Origin of the sequence: Epilithonimonas hungarica (genome assembly GCF_900102265.1) — a bacterium.
In the GTDB taxonomy this organism is placed as follows: domain Bacteria; phylum Bacteroidota; class Bacteroidia; order Flavobacteriales; family Weeksellaceae; genus Epilithonimonas; species Epilithonimonas hungarica.
Genome location: NZ_FNBH01000001.1, coordinates 182,480 through 198,945, shown reverse-complemented (window position 1 = coordinate 198,945; position 16,466 = coordinate 182,480). Strand labels below are relative to the sequence as shown.

At 36.6% G+C, this 16,466-nt stretch carries 18 protein-coding genes; 9 read left to right on the top strand and 9 right to left on the bottom strand.

Annotated elements, in window-relative coordinates; translation table 11 throughout:
• Positions 1 to 15: 15 nt before the first annotated feature.
• Together BLT30_RS00910 and BLT30_RS00905 are read right to left on the bottom strand one after the other, a co-directional pair.
• On the bottom strand, positions 16 to 825 hold the full coding sequence (locus tag BLT30_RS00910) for a GLPGLI family protein (RefSeq protein WP_089870628.1): 810 nt from the start codon (positions 823 to 825) through the stop codon (positions 16 to 18).
• A gap of 2 nt (positions 826 to 827) precedes the next feature.
• Positions 828 to 1,775 carry a GLPGLI family protein gene (locus BLT30_RS00905; protein WP_139166546.1) on the bottom strand — a complete coding sequence of 316 codons (948 nt, stop codon included), beginning with the start codon at positions 1,773 to 1,775 and terminating at the stop codon, positions 828 to 830.
• Between the two features lie 228 nt (positions 1,776 to 2,003).
• On the opposite strand from BLT30_RS00905, the gene BLT30_RS00900 reads away from it, so the two are divergent.
• From BLT30_RS00900 to BLT30_RS00865, 8 genes are all read left to right on the top strand, one after another.
• Positions 2,004 to 2,333, top strand: a complete 330-nt coding sequence (locus tag BLT30_RS00900) for a HesB/IscA family protein (RefSeq protein WP_089870626.1) — start codon at positions 2,004 to 2,006, stop codon at positions 2,331 to 2,333.
• 74 nt (positions 2,334 to 2,407) lie between these two features.
• Complete coding sequence (gene sufB, locus BLT30_RS00895; protein WP_089870623.1) at positions 2,408 to 3,856, top strand: Fe-S cluster assembly protein SufB; 1,449 nt, start codon at positions 2,408 to 2,410, stop codon at positions 3,854 to 3,856.
• 48 nt (positions 3,857 to 3,904) lie between these two features.
• Entirely contained in the window at positions 3,905 to 4,648 is a 744-nt protein-coding gene (sufC, locus tag BLT30_RS00890; protein ID WP_089870621.1) for a Fe-S cluster assembly ATPase SufC, read from the top strand.
• 4 nt (positions 4,649 to 4,652) lie between these two features.
• A complete protein-coding gene (locus BLT30_RS00885) occupies positions 4,653 to 5,012 on the top strand; it encodes a cupin domain-containing protein (protein ID WP_089870619.1) in 360 nt (119 codons plus the stop codon).
• Between the two features lie 7 nt (positions 5,013 to 5,019).
• The gene (gene sufD, locus BLT30_RS00880; RefSeq protein ID WP_089870617.1) at positions 5,020 to 6,327 is read left to right on the top strand and encodes a Fe-S cluster assembly protein SufD; all 1,308 of its coding nucleotides are present in this window, start codon (positions 5,020 to 5,022) and stop codon (positions 6,325 to 6,327) included.
• 214 nt (positions 6,328 to 6,541) lie between these two features.
• Positions 6,542 to 7,060 (top strand): hypothetical protein, encoded by a 519-nt coding sequence (locus BLT30_RS00875; protein ID WP_089870615.1) that lies wholly within the window; start codon positions 6,542 to 6,544, stop codon positions 7,058 to 7,060.
• A gap of 1 nt (position 7,061) precedes the next feature.
• Positions 7,062 to 7,862 (top strand): tetratricopeptide repeat protein, encoded by an 801-nt coding sequence (locus BLT30_RS00870; protein WP_089870613.1) that lies wholly within the window; start codon positions 7,062 to 7,064, stop codon positions 7,860 to 7,862.
• A 17-nt stretch (positions 7,863 to 7,879) separates the two neighbouring features.
• On the top strand, positions 7,880 to 8,227 hold the full coding sequence (locus BLT30_RS00865) for a tRNA-binding protein (protein WP_089870611.1): 348 nt from the start codon (positions 7,880 to 7,882) through the stop codon (positions 8,225 to 8,227).
• A gap of 576 nt (positions 8,228 to 8,803) precedes the next feature.
• On the opposite strand, the gene BLT30_RS00860 is transcribed toward BLT30_RS00865, so the two are convergent.
• From BLT30_RS00860 to BLT30_RS00845, 4 genes are all read right to left on the bottom strand, one after another.
• On the bottom strand, positions 8,804 to 10,642 hold the full coding sequence (locus BLT30_RS00860; RefSeq protein WP_089870609.1) for an ABC transporter ATP-binding protein: 1,839 nt from the start codon (positions 10,640 to 10,642) through the stop codon (positions 8,804 to 8,806).
• A gap of 56 nt (positions 10,643 to 10,698) precedes the next feature.
• On the bottom strand, positions 10,699 to 11,625 hold the full coding sequence (locus tag BLT30_RS00855) for a M28 family peptidase (protein ID WP_089870607.1): 927 nt from the start codon (positions 11,623 to 11,625) through the stop codon (positions 10,699 to 10,701).
• 60 nt (positions 11,626 to 11,685) lie between these two features.
• Positions 11,686 to 12,264: a hypothetical protein gene (locus BLT30_RS00850; RefSeq protein ID WP_139166545.1), complete on the bottom strand. Its 579-nt coding sequence runs from the start codon at positions 12,262 to 12,264 to the stop codon at positions 11,686 to 11,688.
• Positions 12,265 to 12,349: 85 nt separating this feature from the next.
• A complete protein-coding gene (locus tag BLT30_RS00845; RefSeq protein ID WP_089870604.1) occupies positions 12,350 to 12,739 on the bottom strand; it encodes a DUF4293 family protein in 390 nt (129 codons plus the stop codon).
• A gap of 174 nt (positions 12,740 to 12,913) precedes the next feature.
• Between BLT30_RS00845 and rho the strand changes: the two genes are divergently transcribed.
• Entirely contained in the window at positions 12,914 to 14,695 is a 1,782-nt protein-coding gene (gene rho, locus BLT30_RS00840; RefSeq protein ID WP_089870602.1) for a transcription termination factor Rho, read from the top strand.
• A gap of 77 nt (positions 14,696 to 14,772) precedes the next feature.
• Here rho and BLT30_RS00835 read toward each other — a convergent pair whose 3' ends face one another.
• From BLT30_RS00835 to BLT30_RS00825, 3 genes are all read right to left on the bottom strand, one after another.
• Entirely contained in the window at positions 14,773 to 15,066 is a 294-nt protein-coding gene (locus BLT30_RS00835) for a GNAT family N-acetyltransferase (RefSeq protein ID WP_034671627.1), read from the bottom strand.
• A gap of 68 nt (positions 15,067 to 15,134) precedes the next feature.
• Positions 15,135 to 15,641, bottom strand: coding sequence for a hypothetical protein (locus tag BLT30_RS00830; RefSeq protein ID WP_089870601.1), 507 nt, complete (start codon positions 15,639 to 15,641; stop codon positions 15,135 to 15,137).
• Positions 15,642 to 15,737: 96 nt separating this feature from the next.
• A complete protein-coding gene (locus BLT30_RS00825; protein WP_089870599.1) occupies positions 15,738 to 16,436 on the bottom strand; it encodes an IS1 family transposase in 699 nt (232 codons plus the stop codon).
• Positions 16,437 to 16,466: the final 30 nt, after the last annotated feature.

Below are 16,466 nucleotides of genomic sequence, written 5' to 3'. Positions count from 1 at the left end.
TATTTGTCCCGCTTTTTATTTTAACTCGATTGGGTTATTCCTGCTTTTTATTTCTGCTTCTCTTTGTTTTTGCATTTCTTGCATCTCCTGTGGACTCATTGGTGGCCGGTTTCCGCCGCCTCTTCCACCACTATTTCTTAGAGCATTGATGAAACTTGCAGGATCTTTTTGCATCTTTTTCTCCATATCCCGATATTTCGATTTGGAAAGAGTAATAAATTGTCCTCTATTCAAAGGTTGATATATCTCCGTTATCTTTTTCGTTTGCATCAGGTCAAAAGAATAATCACCTTTATCATCTTGAACTTTCACAATCAATCCTGGCAAACCTGAAAATTTATATGGTCCATCCTGCAAAGGAACCTCTTGTGTGAACCAGGCGTACCAAGTTCTTCCGCCGAATCTGGTCTCTGCTTTTTGCGTTTGATAATCTCCAATTTTCACAGTTTCCGGTAATATCTTCCACTCAAAAACGGGCGTTTCTGAATAAGAATAATTATCTCTGCCAATTCTTGATTTATAAATCAAACTTTGATTAGTAAGGTCTTTTTCAATGGTAAACTGAAGATTACTTCTCAGATTCTGCATTTGAGTTCTGTCAAAATTCTTAGTTGCTCTCATTCTGTCCATTAGAGAATCTCTTTTCAAAGAATTCTCGGCATAGAAAAGTGATCTTTTCCCATCGGCATCCAGATAAGCCAATTCGGTTTTTTTCTCCGTATTTGTAGAATCTGGCGTTTGTGTAACCTGATAAATAAAACGAGTGCTTTGTTGGGCCATTACCAATGGCATAGCCAACAGGCTTAATAATTTTATTAGTTTCATATCTATTGTCTATTACTTAATTCAATTGGGTTTGTGTTTCCAAAATTCATAACATTCCCATTACTTGGTGTGGGATTTTGAGTAGGATTTCCCATTTGCATATCTTGACCTCCCATATCTCCATTTGGTATTCCGCCTCCAGGCTGGCCTCCAAATCCTCCATTCCGTTGATGCATTCCTCTTCCTCCTCCAGGATTGAAATTATCAAGATTGATTTCCGGGTCTTTATTTTTCACCATTTCCATTTTAACAGATGCCTTATCACCTTGAAAGTTGATTCTTGTTGATTTTCTTGCATCAGGTCTTATATCCTCTGAAAAAGAATTTGGGATTGATATTTTTTTCAGGAAATTGAATTTATAATCTCCCTTCTCATCTTCAAGCTTTACAATCAATCCTGGTAATCCGGAAAATTTATAAGGTCCGTCATATACTTTGATGTCCGGAGCAAACCAAGCGGTCCAGATCCTTCCGCCAAAACTCATAGTGGCTTTCTGGGCTTTATAACCATTAAAATTGGAAACCTGATCAGAAATATTCCAATTCATTTTTCGGTCTTCTTGATAATAAACTTGCTTTGAACCAATACTTTCAACCAGACTTACCGTCTTATCTTCATTATTTTTCTTTATGAAATATTCAAAAAAAGTAGGTTGAATCGATTTTCCATTCGCCAGTTTTGGAAATTCCGGTTTGTCTTTTTTTGACTTTTTTATATCCGGGTTTGTCTGGCTTTTCAAAACTGCAACTAGAGAATCTCTTAACAATTTACTTTCACTAATGAACAATGACTGGTTATTTTTTACATCCAAAAAGGTTCTTTCCATCTTCATATCTACGAGATTGATAGTATCCGGATTCACCTCGGTCTGATAAATATATCTCTCGGTCTGGCTCATCATTTTCCCAAAAAAGGAAAACAGCATCATCAAAATAAAAATCTTCCTCATAATTAAAACTGATTGTTTGATTAACAAATTCGGGCAAAGTTAATTATAAGAACTATCAGAATTAATATTTGTTCATTTTTTGATAACAATTTAACATTAACAAACTGTAATTCATTATCAAACGAAATGATAAAGTCTATTTAAAATCGTTAAAATAGATGTCATCGATTTGAGATTGCGGAAATTAGTTCGTACTTTTGTAGACTAAAATCAGTCTAAATAAAAACAATGATACAAGTAAGCGATCAGGCAAAATCCAAAGCGGCTCAGTTGATGGCTGAAGAAGGCTTCAATCCTGAGACCGACTATATAAGAGTGGGCGTAAAAAGTGGCGGTTGTTCCGGACTAGAATACGTCTTGAAGTTTGATAATGTAAAAAATGAGACCGACCAGATCTTTGAAGATAACGGTGTACGAGTGATAATCGAAAAAAAATCGATTCTTTATCTTGCTGGTACAACTCTGGAATATTCAGGAGGCTTGAACGGAAAAGGTTTTATTTTTAATAATCCAAATGCTGCAAGAACTTGCGGTTGTGGAGAAAGTTTCAGTTTATAAATTAGAAATTAGATGCTAGAAGTTAGATGTGAGAATCATCTAAAATCTAAAATCTGAAATCTAAAATCTATCTAATGAGTAAATATACAGAAGACGATCTACGCGTCGATTTAGAAAATAAAAAGTACGAATTCGGATTCGAAACGGATATCGAGTATGAAGATTTCCCGACTGGGCTGAATGAAGATATCATCCGGGCAATTTCTGCAAAGAAAGAAGAACCGGAATGGATGACCGATTGGCGTCTGGAGTCTTTCCGAATCTGGCTGAAAATGACAGAACCAAATTGGGCGAACATCAAATACCAAAAACCTGATTTTCAAGCAATCAGATATTACGCAGCTCCAAAGGCAAAACCTGAATTGGCAAGTCTTGATGAAGTGGACCCGGAATTGTTGAAGACTTTTGCAAAATTGGGAATCAATATCGAGGAACAGAAAAGATTAGCGAACGTTGCGGTTGATATTGTTGTAGATTCAGTATCGGTAAAAACTACGTTTCAGGAAACTTTGAGAGAAAAAGGCATTATCTTTTGCTCCATTTCCGAAGCGATCAAGGAACATCCGGATTTGGTAAAACAATATCTTGGGAAAGTCGTTCCAAGAGGCGATAACTTTTATGCAGCTCTTAATTCCGCTGTTTTTTCTGACGGAAGTTTCTGCTACATCCCAAAAGGGGTAAGATGTCCGATGGAATTATCTACTTATTTCCGTATCAATCAGTCAGGAACGGGCCAGTTCGAGAGAACATTGGTAATTGCTGACGAAGGAAGTTATGTGTCTTACCTTGAAGGTTGTACAGCGCCATCAAGAGATGAAAATCAGCTTCACGCTGCGGTTGTAGAGCTAATCGCTTTGGATGATGCTGAAATCAAATATTCAACCGTTCAGAACTGGTATCCGGGAAATGAAGAAGGAAAAGGTGGTGTTTTCAATTTTGTGACGAAAAGAGGGCTTTGCGAAAGAAATGCAAAAATCTCCTGGACTCAGGTTGAAACAGGTTCCGCTGTGACTTGGAAATATCCGAGTTGTATCTTGAAAGGTGATAACTCGGTTGGTGAATTTTATTCGATTGCAGTGACCAATAATCATCAATATGCCGATACGGGAACAAAGATGATTCACATCGGGAAGAATACCAGATCAACCATTATCTCAAAAGGTATCTCTGCCGGAAAATCCAATAATTCTTATCGTGGTTTGGTAAAAGTAATGCCAACTGCAAAAGGAGCGAGAAACTTTTCTCAGTGCGATTCTTTGTTGATGGGTAATGAATGTGGTGCACACACTTTCCCTTACATCGAAATCAAAGACCCGACTGCACAATTGGAACACGAAGCAACGACTTCGAAAATCGGGGAAGACCAGATTTTCTATTGTAACCAAAGAGGGATCGATACAGAAAGAGCAATTGCCCTGATTGTAAATGGATTCAGTAAAGAAGTTTTGAATAAACTTCCAATGGAATTCGCAATTGAAGCTCAGAAATTACTGGAAATTTCTTTGGAAGGTTCGGTTGGATAAAAAAGACAAATCAAACTATAAATAAATTTTTGCATTAAACAAACAGCAATGCTACAAATCAAAAACTTACACGCCAAAATTGAAGATGGCGCAGAAATATTAAAAGGAATCAATCTTGAAATAAAACCAGGTGAAGTTCACGCTATCATGGGACCGAACGGAGCTGGAAAATCCACTCTTTCTTCTGTAATTGCAGGAAAAGAAGATTACGAAGTAACGGAAGGCGAAATTCTTTTCGAAGGAGAAGAAATCGGCGAAGATGCGCCTGAAGAAAGAGCTCATAAAGGAATTTTCCTTTCTTTTCAATATCCTGTAGAAATCCCTGGCGTTACCGTTACCAATTTCATCAAAGCCGCTCTTAACGAAACAAGAAAAGCAAACGGATTGGAAGAAATGGGCGCTAAAGAAATGTTGGGACTAATCCGCGAAAACTCTGAGAAATTAGGAATCAGAAAAGATTTTCTTTCCCGTTCTTTGAACGAAGGTTTCTCCGGTGGTGAAAAGAAAAGAAACGAGATCTTCCAAATGATGATGCTAAACCCGAAATTGGCAATTCTTGACGAAACTGATTCTGGGTTGGATATCGATGCATTGAGAATTGTTGCGGATGGTGTCAACAAATTTAGAAGTGAAGGTAATGCAGTCCTTCTAATCACACATTACCAAAGACTTTTAAACTACATTCAGCCAGATTTCGTTCACGTTTTGGCGGATGGAAAAATCATAAAAACTGGAGATAAATCTTTAGCACTTGAACTGGAAGAAAAAGGTTACGATTGGTTGTTGAATTAATCAAATGGACAAAGTAAATTTAGCAGAAAAATTTCAGTTGTTTTCAGAATACTGGTCGCCAAAAATAGTAGGAGAACTTAATGGGCAACAAGTAAAGCTGGCAAAATTCAAGGGCGAATTTGTCTGGCACAAACACGATAATGAAGACGAAATGTTTTTCATTGCTGAAGGAACTTTAAATATTGAATTTCGTGATAAAACAGTCACGCTGAACAAAGGAGAATTTTTAATCATTCCGAAAGGAGTAGAACACAAACCTGTTGCTGAAAATGAAGTTTTGGTAATGTTGTTTGAACCAGCGACAACACTCAATACAGGAAATACAGAAAACGACTTGACTAAACATCAGTTGAATTGGATATAAATAAAAAATGAGTTTACAAGAACAAATTATAAATAATCACACTTCATTTTTAGAGACGCTTCGTCATTCTTTTTTGAACGAAGAGAGAAAAACCGCTCTTCGGAAATTTGAGGAGAAAGGTTTTCCTACCAAAAAAGATGAAGAATACAAATACACAAATCTGAAGGAGATCACGGAAAAAGATTACAACTTTTTCCCTTCAGAAGCCCATCACATCATCAAAGAACAGTTGGACGAACTACATTTTGGCGAGGAACATTTTGACTGGATTGTGTTTATCAACGGGAAACTTCACAAAGAATATTCTAACATTTCTATTGAAAATGCAGAATTCCTGACGTTGAACGAAGCGCTGAATGATTCCGCAAAAAAAGAAACATTCAATCAATATTTCAATACGATTGCTAACAAAGATTTAGCTTTTACCAATTTGAACCTTGCTTATTTCAATGAAGGATTTTTCCTGAAAGTTCCTAAAAACATCGTTATCGAAAAACCGATTCACGTTTTTTATATCTCTGACAGTCAGGAAGAAAACACATTCTACAACACAAGAAACCTATTGATTGTAGAAGCTGGTGCAAAAGTAGAAGTGATTGAAAGTCATCATAATTTCGATGAATCTTTCGTTTTCACAAATTCTGTGACGGAGATTTTCACTTACCAAAATGCAAAAGCAGATTGGCATAAATTACAGAACGACAGTGACACATCTTACCTTATGGACCACACATTTGCGAAGCAGGAAAGAGACAGCTTAACGACTGTGAATACGTTCTCCTTCGGAGGAAAATTGGTTCGTAACAATCTGGATTTCATCCACAACGGAGAGAATATCAACTCGTTTATGAACGGTATTACGATTATCGGGAAAGACCAATTGGTAGATCACCACACGGCTGTTCATCACAACACGCCAAACTGCGAATCTTACCAGAATTACAAAGGGATTTTCAAAGATAAATCACACGGCGTTTTCAACGGAAAAGTGTTTGTGAACAAGATTGCTCAGAAAACCAACGCTTATCAGCAGAACAACAATATTTTGTTAGATGAGGGCGCAACTATCGACACAAAACCTCAGCTGGAGATTTTCGCAGACGATGTGAAATGTTCGCACGGTTGTACCGTTGGACAGCTGAACGAGGACGCGATGTTCTACCTTAGAGCTCGTGGAATTTCCAAGAAAGAAGCCAGGGCATTATTGCTTTACGCTTTCGCCAACGATGCGATGCAAAACATCGATATCGAGCCACTCAAAGTAAAAGTCTCCAAACTTCTGGCAGAAAAACTGGAAGTCAATATGGAATTCTAAATAAATCAAATCGCATCTCAAACAGGTGCGATTTTTTTATGGGCGGACATTTCGCGCTATCCACTCATACTCCTCAATCAGCGGCTCCACTGCGTTCCGCCGCCTCGTTGCGGGGTAACCGTTACTATCGCGGCCGCAGATTCAACTTCTTTTGAGATATTTGTCGTTAAATTGTAAATTTGAAACACTTTAGAACAATTTTATTTTAACACAAATGAACTACGAACAATTACAATTTAACCTCAAAGCTTATAAAGAAACCGGTGAGATTCTCGATGCCGCAAGATTCCTTATCCATGAATTCGAATTGGATGATGAGAATTTTTTAGGATTTGGTTTTAGGGAAGAATTAGAAAAGAACTCGGTTCTATTGACAGCCAATGGAGAAATCGGAGATATGCAGGAAGTTTTGATTCCAAGAAATCTATTCGATTTTGATTTAACATTAGTTCTCAATATGCTCGCTCATGAGATGCTGCACGTTCGCCAAAAATCGCCCAAAATGATGATCATGGATAAAAACGAACGTGAGTGGCAGGCTTACTACGAAATGTTATTTCACACCAATTTTCCCCAGATTCCGGAACTTTCCGATTATTATAAAAACTTCTTTGGTGAGAAAGCTTTGATCTATTATGGAAGAATGGGCGAAGGAAGTGAACTTCAATTAAAATATTCTGAGCAAAAATTTGAAGTTGAAAAGCTTTTGGAAGATTTAACCAAAGAGATCTAATATGAAGAAATTCTTAACCTTAGTTTTTCTTTATTTTTTTTTCAATTGTTTTTCACAAAATGTCAAACAAGATTCAATCATCGAAAAATATACAAGGAAATGCGCTTATCAATTCCACTATTTAGCACAGGGTTGGGAAGACTGTATCAATGAAGGATTAAAAGCAGATTCTGCAATCGCTATTTTTTGGCATCATAAAGCTTTACCATTATGGAAAACAAGGAAATATGAACTTGCCCTGAAAAGCTATGATAAAGCTGTAAAATATAACAGAAAAGAATATTTGGGTAGAAGAGGTTTTCTGAAATGTATTTTCTTGAAAAATTACGCCGATGCTTTAAAGGATTTGGACGCAGCGACTAAAGAATACGGGGACGCAATTCAAAATGACCACTCTTATGATTTTTATAAATCACTATGTTATCTACAGTTAAATGATTTTGATAAAGCTCTGAAATTGATGCAATCAGAAATCGATAAAATCAAAAAACAAAGCGGAGTCGATTGGGTTTCGCCACTTTGCTATTTTTACACAGGTATTATATATTACGAAAAAAGAGATTATAAAAGTGCAGTTGAAGAGTTGGACAAGGCTCTAAAGCTTTACCCAAATTTCTCGGATGCGGAATATTACAAAGCTTTGAGTCTTTACAAAATCAATAATGATTTTAAAACATATTTAGAAAGTGCAAGGCTGGCAAAAAAGGATTATGACAAAGGTTTGACCTTCAAAGAGGGAGATTCACCCTACGAAAAATATCCTTATGAGGTCAATTGGTATATGATAAATTTAGATGATTAAAATATAAAATTAATTTAATAATGACAAAACCTGAAATATCCTGGAGCGATTTTGAGAAGATCGACATCAGAGTAGGAACCATTATTTCCGCTAACGATTTTGAAAAAGCCAGAAATCCTTCTTATCAATTGGAAATTGATTTTGGAGATTTGGGAATTCGGAAATCTTCTGCTCAAATCACAGCTTTATATTCTAAAGACGATTTGATTGGAAAACAAATTCTCGCAGTGGTTAATTTTCCAAAGAAACAAATCGCCAACTTTTTCAGCGAATGTCTCGTTCTTGGGGTTTATGGAGAAAATAAAAGTGATGTGACTTTGTTAAGTCCGAGTTTGCCTGTGAAAAATGGATTGGAAGTTGGATGATATTTTACATTTTAAAGTGCTCCAATTCATGAAGCATAAAAAACGATTACTTTCAAAGTGATTTCAAGAATATTTTACCATCAAGGAAATAGAATTTTTCACATTTTAAATAAATATAATCCCAAAAAATAAAGTAATGGCAACAGTATTATAACTCCAATTATATTACGCAAATACTCACTTTTACTTTGCTGATTTTTCTTTAAAACTATTATTGGAATAATAAAAATTAGACATAATATCTTAAAACTGATTCTATTATAACTTGGGTTCAAAATTATATAGTTATTAACAATAGAAGAGCAAATCAAACTATATAAAATTAACAAGACAAATGTCGAGAAAGACATAATTGTCAAAATTGCTTTTCCTTTTTTATCATCGATATTATCGTTTTTATGCTCCCTGAATAAATATAGAATTAAGAATGATAATAAAGCAGTAAAAAGATAAAATAAAACTTGTAGAGCAATAAGTTTAGAAAAAAGTGCTATCATATACAGTTTTTTAATGCTGTTTATCTAAGAATTGAATCAGGCTCGTCAATCCGGTAGAAATATTCCTGAATTGGATTCATTAATCAAAATTCTGAAGCTCGACCAACTTTCTATAAGTTCCGTCTCTGTCCATCAATTCCTGATGAGAACCTTGCTCCACAATATCGCCTTTTTCCATCACCACAATATGGTCAGCTTTCTGGATCGTTGATAATCTGTGTGCAATCACGAGAGAAGTCCTGTTTTGCATCATCTTCTCCAAAGCGTCCTGAACATATCTTTCAGATTCTGTATCCAAGGCAGAAGTTGCTTCGTCAAGGATCATAATCGGTGGATTTTTCAAAACAGCTCTTGCAATGGAAACACGCTGTTTCTGGCCACCGGAAAGTTTGTTCCCATCATCTCCGATATTGGTATGATAGCCTTCCGGAAGCTGTGAGATAAACTCGTGAGCGTTGGCAATTTTAGCCGATTCTATCACTTGTTCTTCGGTTGCGTCGGGATTTCCCATCAAAATATTGTTGTAAACAGAATCATTAAAAAGAACAGATTCCTGAGTTACCATTCCTAACAATTTGCGATAATCCGTCAGTTTTAGATTTTTGATATTATGCCCGTCAATCAGGATTTCGCCTTCAGAAACGTCGTAGAATCTTGCTAACAGATTGGCGATCGTTGTTTTTCCACTTCCGGATTGTCCAACCAAAGCAACCGTTTTTCCTTTTGGCAAATCGATGGAAAAATTCTTGAGAATAAGGTTAGATTTCTCGTAATAGAATCCAATATTTTTGAATTCAATTTTATCATTTAATTCAGAAATTGGTGTCGGATTCGGGATTTCATCAACTTTCAGATCGTAATCCAAAACTTCGGAAACCCTTTCCAGACTCGCCATTCCACCCTGGATATTAGAAACAGCATTTGACAACCGTTTTGCTGGATCCAAAATCTGGAAGAAAACTGCGATAAAAGCAAGGAAAGTTGCAGGGTCACGATTGGTTCCATTAATAATTTCTGTTCCGGCGTACCAAGTGATCAACAACATCGTCACAGAACCAAGAAACTCACTCATTGGAGAGGCCAATTCTCGCCTTCTGCTCATCGATATGGCATGATGTTGCCATTGGCTTGTAGTTTTATTAAAACGATTTTTCAGAATTTTATCTGCGTTGAAAATCTTGATCACCTTTGAGGATTTCAGGGTTTCATCAACCAAAGAGAAAAGATTCCCTAATTCTTCCTGCGCATTTTTAGCCTGTCTCTTCAAACTTTTTCCAACCCAAGAGATGATCCATCCCATGATTGGGAAAACGATCAATGAAAATAAAGTCAATTTAGGAGAAAGGAGAAACAATGCCGTCAATGATGAAATAATCATAAACGGTGAGTTCACGATGTCCACCAAAGAACCCATAATTCCACTTTCCACGCCTCCGATATCGTTGGAGATCCTGGACATCATATCGCCTTTTCTCTGTTCTGTGAAGAAAGAAACCGGTAATTTCAGAAACTTGTCATACATCGCAGTTCTCAAGTCTCTGGTAATTCCAACTCGATAATTGACCAACAAATAAGAACCAATGTAACGGAAAATATTCCTCAATAAAAAAGCAAAAGCCGTCATACAGCAGAGAATCGCCAGAACCTTGATTCCGCCGTGTTCATCGATATTAACCTGAATTGTATAATAGGCCCAATCTTTCACATAAGCGAAATAATCCGCCAGTCTACCATTCCAGATCGGCGCTTTTGTAGTGTCGATCTCATCAGAAGTTCCGAACATTATGCTCAGAATCGGAAGCAATGTCCCTATGGAAAAGATCTGCAAAAGCGAGTAAAGAATGTTAAAAAACATACTTCCCCAAAGGTATTTCTGATGTGGTTTTGCAAAACCTAAAATTCGTTGGTATGGTTTCATTAAGAAAAATTGAAAAGCAAAAATACGGAAAATAAATAGCTTAGTTTATCAAGACGCTAGAAATCGTATTTTACCTTATCGTTGTACTTCGGCTGGAAATTTTTTGTGTTGAATTTTTCAATCGTCTTAGCGAAGTTGTTGATGATGCTTGTCAGATTGTCTGCATCTACAATATTGATATCGTCATTCACAGCGTGGTAATGAAACGCTTTGTTCATATCAACTGTTGAGATAGAATGTGCAATGATTTTTCTTTTGACAAAATTTACATTATCAGATCTGTAAAACAATTGCTGTCCTTGATATGGGTCGGGATAAACTTTTAAGCCGTTAACAGCATTGGCATTGATCAATTCATCGAAGTCAGAAAACTCATCACCAGTCATAAAAACCGCATTTTTTCCGAACTGAGATTCAGTTGCCAGCATTTCGAAATTGAAAAGCACTTTGATATTATTGAAGACAGGAGTCAAGTTTTGATTCTCCGATAAAGCTTTTGAACCAATCAATCCGATCTCTTCTGCATTGAAAGCCATAAAAACCATTGAGAAATCGGTTTTCTTATCTTTAAAATAATCTGCCAGACCAATCACTGTAGAAACACCGCTTGCGTCATCATCCGCTCCGTTGTAGATATTATCACCTTCTTTGTTATTGGTCCCGATGTGGTCAAAATGTGCAGAGAAAGCCAGACTCTGTTCCGACTTGCCTTTCTTGATTGCGCATACGTTGTAACCTTTTTGCCCTTTGTATTCGAAAGGAATCAGATAAGAATCTCCGTAGCAGTAACTCAGATTATTTTTTTTGAATTCCTGAGCGATGTATTCAGCTGATCTATCATTTTCAGGCGTCCCGAACTTTCTGCCTTTCATTTCGTCTGATGCTAAGGTTGAAATAATATTTACAACTCTTTCCTTGGAAATATCCTGGGCAAAAGCCAGAAACGATTGAGCAATTAAAACAATGGAGATTACTTTTTTCATAGTTCAGATTTATTAATTAAGTATTATAAGTCCTTTTTTTATCCGAATTGTTACCAATCATCAAGAATAAAGGTAATATCTTTTATAAATAAAGAAAATCTCGAACAGAATGAAAAATAATAAAACGCCCGCATAATAGATATTCTTTTTAGAATGAATGAAGATCAAAGCAAAACTCAGTGGGATATGTGTTATCATTCGTATTCCGTAAAGTGGCATCAGCGAGTCCAGATAATCTTTTCCTTTATATAGTGTATCAACCAGGTCCAGGCAAAACATTATCCCAAGGAAAGCAAAAAGCCATTTTCTTCGGGAGAAAAAATAGTTTTTGTAATCATTGCCATAATCTTTAACATCCGTCGGATAAAGCAATGTACAAAGCACAAAGAATAAAATGATATAAGCTATAATGAAGATATATTGTGTGAAAGTCCAGGACGTAATGGCTCTAAGACGGTATTCCCACCACCAGAAATGAATCATCAAAATAAAAACATACAGAACAAATAACAGATGCAACCAAAACGGCTTGTTCCTCCCGGGATGTTGTATGAATCTCACGCTTCCATTCAACAATGTTCCGATTCCCAGACTCAGAATAATGCTGATAATTGTTTTTAAGTGATTGAATGTGTCCACATTACTAAGCTTTTGCACAAATCTATTAAAATAAAAAACAGCCTCCAAAAGGAAGCTGTTCTCACTCAAAAAAATCGTCGTAAGCCTATCGAAGTCTGTCTACAGATTTTACGAGCCTCTCATCTTTTCTGATGTAAACATTTGCCAAAAGCAAACATATCATCGAGATGAATGGGAAAATTGGCTCAATACCCTTCTCAGGAAACTGAATTCCTCCGGATAAATTTAGTAACCAGTAAATCAAAAGACCAACCAACAAAGCGTTTATAATAAGGCTGATGTTGTTCAGCAATATTTGTCTTTTCCTGTTTTTGAAACTAAAAACACTCAGCAATCCTGCCAATATCAATACCACTGTAGAAACATTGATCGTCAGGCTGCCTCCCAATATATCCAGGTCTTGTGCTGTAAGATTGAGGAACAATGCTCCCAGAACAGATAAGATGATCCAGATGGTTTGTATTCTTTGTAACATATTTATTATAAATCCTTTATAAAAAAGGTTAAAATAGATTGCAAAAATAAAATAATTTTTGCGTAATTCAAAAATTAATGTAGATTTGCATTGTAATCACTCAATAAAAATGGATAACCTCCTGGTTTTCATTCTTACTTATACACAAATAAAAATTACCTTTTACGTATTTATATGTTTAATATTGAAACGCTACGGTCAAAATCCGATGAGGAATTGGCTCAACTTTCTAAAGATCTAGGCGTTAAATTGGCTAAGAAAAGCTCTCCCGAAGAAACTGTTTTCGCTATTCTGGACTATCAGGCTTCTAATCCAAAGATCATTAAAGATTATCTTAACGCTACTCAAGAAAATATGACAAAAAAAACAGAAGAGAATCCTTCAGAAAATGCCGCTCCTGCAAAGAAAAGAGGTAGGAAGCCCGCAGAGAAGCCGAAAGAAGAAAATATAATTCCGACGGAAGCCGTTGCTGCCACCAGCACAGAAAAGGTTCCGGCGGAGATTGTAAAAGAAGAAGTAAAAACTCCGAATCCGCCAAGGAAAAAAGCGCCAAGAGCGAGAATCACTCCAACTCAGACAGAGGAACCAACTTCTATTACTCCAGCTTCCATCGAGGAAGCAACTCCAAAGACTGATGAAAAGCCTGAGCAGGAAGAAAGAAAGCCTCAACAAAAGCAACAGCCTAAGCAGCAAAACAATCAGCAGCATCAGCAAAAGACCAACAACAGCAATAGAGGTCAGCAAAAAGCACAAAATCCCAATTCCCAGCAACATAACAATCATAAAGATCAATCCGAAACGCAACAGGCGGAAGCTGCAGCTCCAAAAAAGGAATTCAACTTTGATGGAATTGTAACCATAGAAGGTGTTTTGGAAATACTTCCGGACAACTACGGATTCCTTCGTTCTTCAGATTTCAGTTATATCTCTTCTCCGGACGACGTTTATGTTTCTACCAATCAGATCAGGAATTATGGTCTGAAGACGGGAGACACTGTAAAAGGAATCGTGAGATTGCCTAAAGAAGGAGAGAAATATTTCTCTCTCCAAAAACCTACAGAAGTTAACGGAAGAGACTTGGCATTTATCAAAGACCGAGTAGCTTTTGAATTTCTGACACCACTTTTCCCTCAGGAGAAATTCAATTTGGCAGGTAAAAACTCTACGCTTTCTACAAGGATTGTAGACTTGTTCGCACCAATCGGGAAAGGGCAAAGGGCCATGATCGTTGCACAGCCGAAAACCGGTAAAACGATTTTATTAAAAGATATTGCCAACGCCATTTCTGCCAATCATCCGGAAGCTTATATGATGGTTCTTCTAATTGATGAAAGACCTGAGGAAGTTACCGATATGCAAAGAAGCGTGAATGCAGAAGTGATCGCATCGACCTTCGATGAGGCGGCTGACAAACACGTGAAAGTGGCGAATCTGGTTTTATCCAAAGCACAAAGAATGGTAGAATGTGGTCACGATGTTGTGATTCTTCTAGACTCAATTACAAGACTAGCGAGAGCTTACAACACTGTAACGCCGGCTTCTGGAAAGATCCTTTCCGGAGGTGTGGACGCCAACGCGCTTCACAGACCGAAACGCTTCTTTGGCGCCGCCAGGAAAATCGAAAATGGAGGTTCTTTGACAATTATCGCAACAGCGTTGATCGACACTGGTTCCAAAATGGACGAAGTGATCTTCGAAGAGTTCAAGGGAACCGGAAATATGGAATTGCAATTGGATAGAAAAATCGCTAACAAACGTATTTATCCTGCTGTAGATTTGGTTGCATCTAGTACGAGAAGAGATGACCTCCTCTTGGATGAGGCCACGCAACAACGCATGTGGATCATGAGAAAATATCTGGCAGATATGAATCCTTTGGAAGCTATGGAATTTGTTCAGAAACAGATCAAGGGTACCAGAAATAATGAGGAATTCCTGATGTCTATGAATAGATAATTCCCACATTAGATAAAAAAGCTCGGCTCGCAAATGCGAGCCGTAACTTTATTATTACCAAGGCAATAAATTTATCTTTAAGCTACAAAAACATCTTCAACGTCTGTTTTTCTGCTGAGAACTGCGTGTGCATAGGAGCAATGCGCTTTGATAGACCAGCCGTTCTTTCTTGCAAATTCTACCGATTTTTCTACCAAAGTCCTTCCCAATCCTTTCCCTTCGAATTTCGGGAAAACCATCACATAGCTCACGATCAGTTTTTTAAGTTCGGGAACGATCGTGTAGGTCAATCTTCCGATTTCTTCCTGATGATTTTTCATGGATATAAATCCACCATTCCCAGACTTTTTGTTTTCGAAAATAAGCTCCATAAAAATTTGTTTTGAAAGTTATTAGCTAAAATTATTCCAAAAATTTTGATTTAAAGGTAAATGGAGTGTTAAATTTTTGCCTCTATGTATTTGAATAATATCGAGATAGCAAAAGCTATCAACATCAATAAGAGATCTCTTTTTCTTTCTTTCGTTTTGAATAACTCCTGGACTACTCTTTTGACTTTACCATAGTCAAAAATTAATATGACAAAAACCAGAACTTGGTAATATATCGCTGAATTCAAAGCTTTTATATCGTAAATATAATCCTGAATAATGATATTCGAAAGAATGATGGTCAATAAAATACATCCGAAGATCCTTGTCCTATTAAGTAATAAAAAAATTCCGCCCAAGATCTCCAGAACACCAATGATAATAGGATAAGCCAGCGAATAGGAATAGAACGACCACATCAATTGATGACCTTCTGATAAATTGGAATTGGCCGATTTCTCAAAACCCTGAAACTGGACAGGCTTACCTAAACCATAAGCAACCATAGAACCGGCTACCACAAAAATGATTGTCCAATAAAAAAGATAACCGATGGTCTCTCTGGAAATTTTCATTAAATCAAGATTAATAATTGTTCTATAGGTCTTCCAAGTTTCCGAAATGTTAGTTTTAAATTAAAAAATCATGGCATGGACATATTTTTGAAACTTTCATAACCAAAAATAGATCTTCAGAACTGCCTGGGTGATTCTCATGCTTTTACTAAAACAAATGGTTTTTCTCCCGAATCTCCTGAGATGGGTTCTGATATTTAGATTTTTTCTCTCAATCCCATTGGTCCCATATCTTTGCGTAATATGGATGTCTTCGGGAATCAGATATTGGTAATTTCTCAGTTTGTCTGTATAGATATTTTCTGTTTTGGCATTGAGCAATGTTTTTATCACGGCATTTAGTGTCCTGTTATTTCTTCTGCCGATATAGAAGGCCACAAATTTTTTGGTCGTTTTATCAATCGCATAGGTCAGCCACATCGGATTGCTTTTCTTTTTGATGAAAAATCGCATCTCATCCAGTTCGTAGGTCTTTCCAAATAACAGAACAGGAATACGAATATTCTCAGCAATATTTTGGATTCTTTTGAGTACTGTTGTGGCAGATATGTTCAATACTCTTGCAACCGAGCGGATACCAAGACCTTCTTTTATCAGTTGTACGATTTGAAAATTAGTTTCTTTCCTGTAAGCACTATATGAATAATAGTCCAAAAATCTTTGATCACAGCTTTTACAGAAATATTGTTGTTTTCCCGTTTTCGTATGTCCATTCTTTATAATTTTTCCGGAATAGCAAAAGGGACAGATACCTGTGTCACTAACTTTGATACACCTGTTATATCCTTGAATCATTTACAATTATGTTTTTCTGTAAAAATAAGC

Bases quoted from the DNA above. Each gene is read 5' to 3' on its own strand.
- BLT30_RS00910 (WP_089870628.1), bottom strand. From the start codon at position 825: ATGAAACTAATAAAATTATTAAGCCTGTTGGCTATGCCATTGGTAATG.
- BLT30_RS00905 (WP_139166546.1), bottom strand. From the start codon at position 1,775: ATGAGGAAGATTTTTATTTTGATGATGCTGTTTTCCTTTTTTGGGAAA.
- BLT30_RS00900 (WP_089870626.1), top strand. From the start codon at position 2,004: ATGATACAAGTAAGCGATCAGGCAAAATCCAAAGCGGCTCAGTTGATG.
- sufB (WP_089870623.1), top strand. From the start codon at position 2,408: ATGAGTAAATATACAGAAGACGATCTACGCGTCGATTTAGAAAATAAA.
- sufC (WP_089870621.1), top strand. From the start codon at position 3,905: ATGCTACAAATCAAAAACTTACACGCCAAAATTGAAGATGGCGCAGAA.
- BLT30_RS00885 (WP_089870619.1), top strand. From the start codon at position 4,653: ATGGACAAAGTAAATTTAGCAGAAAAATTTCAGTTGTTTTCAGAATAC.
- sufD (WP_089870617.1), top strand. From the start codon at position 5,020: ATGAGTTTACAAGAACAAATTATAAATAATCACACTTCATTTTTAGAG.
- BLT30_RS00875 (WP_089870615.1), top strand. From the start codon at position 6,542: ATGAACTACGAACAATTACAATTTAACCTCAAAGCTTATAAAGAAACC.
- BLT30_RS00870 (WP_089870613.1), top strand. From the start codon at position 7,062: ATGAAGAAATTCTTAACCTTAGTTTTTCTTTATTTTTTTTTCAATTGT.
- BLT30_RS00860 (WP_089870609.1), bottom strand. From the start codon at position 10,642: ATGAAACCATACCAACGAATTTTAGGTTTTGCAAAACCACATCAGAAA.
- BLT30_RS00855 (WP_089870607.1), bottom strand. From the start codon at position 11,625: ATGAAAAAAGTAATCTCCATTGTTTTAATTGCTCAATCGTTTCTGGCT.
- BLT30_RS00845 (WP_089870604.1), bottom strand. From the start codon at position 12,739: ATGTTACAAAGAATACAAACCATCTGGATCATCTTATCTGTTCTGGGA.
- rho (WP_089870602.1), top strand. From the start codon at position 12,914: ATGTTTAATATTGAAACGCTACGGTCAAAATCCGATGAGGAATTGGCT.
- BLT30_RS00835 (WP_034671627.1), bottom strand. From the start codon at position 15,066: ATGGAGCTTATTTTCGAAAACAAAAAGTCTGGGAATGGTGGATTTATA.
- BLT30_RS00830 (WP_089870601.1), bottom strand. From the start codon at position 15,641: ATGAAAATTTCCAGAGAGACCATCGGTTATCTTTTTTATTGGACAATC.
- BLT30_RS00825 (WP_089870599.1), bottom strand. From the start codon at position 16,436: ATGATTCAAGGATATAACAGGTGTATCAAAGTTAGTGACACAGGTATC.